This window comes from Tahibacter caeni (genome assembly GCF_024609805.1).
Lineage (GTDB): Bacteria > Pseudomonadota > Gammaproteobacteria > Xanthomonadales > Rhodanobacteraceae > Tahibacter > Tahibacter caeni.
In genome coordinates, this window is record NZ_JANFVR010000451.1 from 1 (window position 1) to 3,165 (window position 3,165).

3 protein-coding genes are annotated in these 3,165 nt (G+C 56.2%); all 3 read left to right on the forward strand.

Features of this window, described 5'->3' with window-relative positions; translation table 11 throughout:
* Nucleotides 1–425: 425 nt before the first annotated feature.
* On the forward strand, nucleotides 426–1,097 hold the full coding sequence (locus tag NON22_RS22415; protein WP_257389214.1) for a hypothetical protein: 672 nt from the start codon (nucleotides 426–428) through the stop codon (nucleotides 1,095–1,097).
* Between the two features lie 104 nt (nucleotides 1,098–1,201).
* Nucleotides 1,202–1,540 carry a PilN domain-containing protein gene (locus NON22_RS22420; protein ID WP_257389215.1) on the forward strand — a complete coding sequence of 113 codons (339 nt, stop codon included), beginning with the start codon at nucleotides 1,202–1,204 and terminating at the stop codon, nucleotides 1,538–1,540.
* 196 nt (nucleotides 1,541–1,736) lie between these two features.
* Nucleotides 1,737–3,014 carry a RelA/SpoT domain-containing protein gene (locus NON22_RS22425; RefSeq protein ID WP_257389216.1) on the forward strand — a complete coding sequence of 426 codons (1,278 nt, stop codon included), beginning with the start codon at nucleotides 1,737–1,739 and terminating at the stop codon, nucleotides 3,012–3,014.
* The last annotated feature ends 151 nt before the right edge of the window (nucleotides 3,015–3,165 follow it).

The following is a 3,165-nucleotide window of genomic DNA, read 5'->3' on the forward strand; positions in this document are numbered from 1 at the left end:
GGGGCCAATCGGCAACATCCCACCCGCCGAAGCCGAAGCGAACTACTATCAGCAGCAGCGTGAGCTCGCCATGGCGGCGTGACTCACACCAACGAGTCTCCGGGATTCCCGGGGCGGTTCAAACGAAACCGCAGGCTGTTCGTGGTTCACGGCGCCCTCGTTTCTTGTGCGGGAGCAATGGGGTCGGGTTCACTTCGAGATTCAGCTGAATCCCATCACAGTACAGCGGGACCATCGATCGAACAGGACATGAAGGGGATCCGGTCCATCCACGCAAGGCGCAGGCCGTACTGGAAGCGAACCTGGCCCCCGTTCTCCGAGGTGGATGGATAGAATCTCGACGACCAATTCCAGAGGCCCGTATGTCGATACTACCTTCCACGCCGTCACGCGCTATGCCCTCCGGAAAATCGAAATTCCCGCGAATGGCAATCGTCGCGCTATTGCCCTTCACGGCGAGCATGCTGACCGGCTGCCACCACCAGGCGCCGCTGGCGCCGGAACTGGCGGCCATCGCCTGTCCCGCCGATCGCGCGGAACATGCTTCTGAGATGTTCGGCAAAGCCGAAGTCACCTTCGTTTGCGTGACGCCGGAAGTAGCCGCAAAACCGTCGTTGCTGCGCTGCGACCCGAACAGCCGCCCCGTCTACTGCGAGGACTCGGGCACGATCACGCTGTCCCGCTTGCCGGGCGGCAAGCTGGTGCCGGGTGCGCCGAGCAACGCGCGCGAGTACCAGCCGCCGCCGGTGACCGAACCGGAAACCGACGCCGGTTCCCTGTTCGAGGCCAGTTTCTACGACAAGCCGCCGGGCAAGGCCAACTATGAAGTCGGCCCCAGGCAGTATCTGCGCGATGCCGACAAGCAGCGCATGCCGCCGGGGTTCACCCTCGTCAACGGACCCGTGTGCGACCGCGTCTCCAACGCGCTCAGGCACGCCAGTTGCCGGCTCGAGGCCAAGAGTGCGTCGCTGCACTGGTACATCACCGTCTCCATTCCGCGCCCGATCGGAAACAAGATCGACGATGAGCTCTACCAGCAGGATATGACGCTCTGGCTGGACCTGCTGGGCAAGATGGTGACCGACCCGAAGAGCTGACGTTGCCCCGGCTCGACAAAACGGGAACAGAGCAGTCAAGCAGCCGGGTAAGCGCAGCGCACCCGGCGACTCCCAGGCCGTGCATGAACCCACAAGGAAATCCGATGCAACCGATGCAACGATGGGCGATGACGATGATTCTGGCCATGGCACCCGCCGCATTCGTTCATGGCGGGGAGGCGGCGACAACGCCGACGCAGGAATCCACCACGGCGTTGATCGCCGGCCAGAAGCCGGAAGGCATCGAAGTGGAAAGCGTCGCATTGAAGGGGAAGAGCGTGACGGTGACCGGCACAGGCACGTCGAACGCGGTCATTTCGACGTTCCCGCGCAACCTCGACAGTTCGGGCAACTTCAGTGGCGTGGAACTCGTCTCCATCCTGGCCACCACACGTGGCGCGAAGCACGTGGTGGAGTACCAGTTGTATCTGAAGATCAAGTAGCCGGCCGCGAGAAGCCTTTCCGGTGAGGGCCGGGAAGTCTGGAGAACAGCACCCCATCAACCGGGGTGTCTATCGGCCAACACTTTGTACTCACGTATTAAATTCCCGATTGCAAGGCCGCTGGGATTGTCGGCATGCTCTCGGCAATGCACACACATTTGGTGCGCAAAGGTAGTTTGCCAATCGGGAGAATGCTTTGGCGCTCACTAAGAACAAAATTGATAGGGCTGGTGCAGCACTCGCGAAGGAAGGGTTTCGCAACGTCGAGGATATGATCGAACTCGAGGACGCGTTTGATGAGTATCGAAAGTCTCATCTTGAGCCACTATCGAAGACGACGCTCGAGCTTCAAGCTTGGCTAAATGAGTACGGTCACGACTACTACATTGCGCAGCGACTCAAGCGTAAGCCCCAGATCATAAGAAAGTTGAATCGCCTTAGCGTTCGTCTGACGCAACTTCAAGACATCGGCGGTTGCAGAATCATCGTTGAAAAGAACGAAACCGTAGACCAGTTGGTTCAGTTCTTTCGCGAAAAGATTGGTAAAACAAATGAGCTTAAGCTGACACGGATTACCGATTATCGTGAAAAGGGAAGGGACATCACTGGCTACAGATCTGTTCACCTGTTGCTGGAGCGGAGTGGCAGAAAACTGGAGCTCCAGCTCCGTAGTCGAATTCAGCACTACTGGGCGGAAAGTATCGAGAGAACATCAGTGATCTATGGGCATCACCTAAAAGAAGGAGAGGGAGATCCGGTAGTCATTTCTTACTTCCAGCGACTTTCTGATGCCTTCTCTGAAATTGAGTCCGGGCGAAACCCCGCACCTCGTTCGCGCATTGAGATTAATCTAGCTAAGCAACAAGCGGAAAACATCATCCGCGAAAGCACGCTTGCGCCAGCTTTCGATAGTCACGTCAATGAAGACATCATATTGACGCTGACGGAGAAAGAGAAGAGAAGTGCAAGCCCGATAAACAATTGGATTATTGTCTTCGATTGGAATACGGGGCAGTTTGTGAGCTGGGACATCGTTGGAAGAACGCCGGACGAAGCGATTGCTGCATACGTTAATTATGAGAACATGTTTCCCGTCGAAAAGAACTTTGAGGTAGTTCTCATCGGGTCATCGCGTGTTGCAACTGTGCGGCGTACCCACAGTCACTATTTCGGTATCGAGGACTACGAGAAGATTCTGGAAAATCTCGACGAGTCAATTCAGGGCTTGGAAAGCATAGGTGCAATCGATGTTTCAGGGCGTCAGATTCTCCTCAAGCTATATACAAAGCACTTCTGGGGGCATAAGACAGTAGCCCTGGATACCCTACGGAATCACTTCTGCAAAGGCGTCACAAATCTTGACGCTGCAATCGACAAACTTGTCGAGCGTGGGCTAGTTCAGCGTGAATCTGCAACGGGTCCGGTGTCGCTGAACATCAAAGCACGTGCCGAAATTGATAGATTAGTTTCGTGAGCTATCAGCTGGTTATTTACTCGTGCGGACAGGGTCTGTCAATCCAAGTGTGTAACTGCCACCACGGTTACATATGGACAGGTACCCGTTCCTCGCCGAAGAGGATCTGGAATACCTGCAGCGCCGGTTTCCAGTGATGTACCGATCGCCA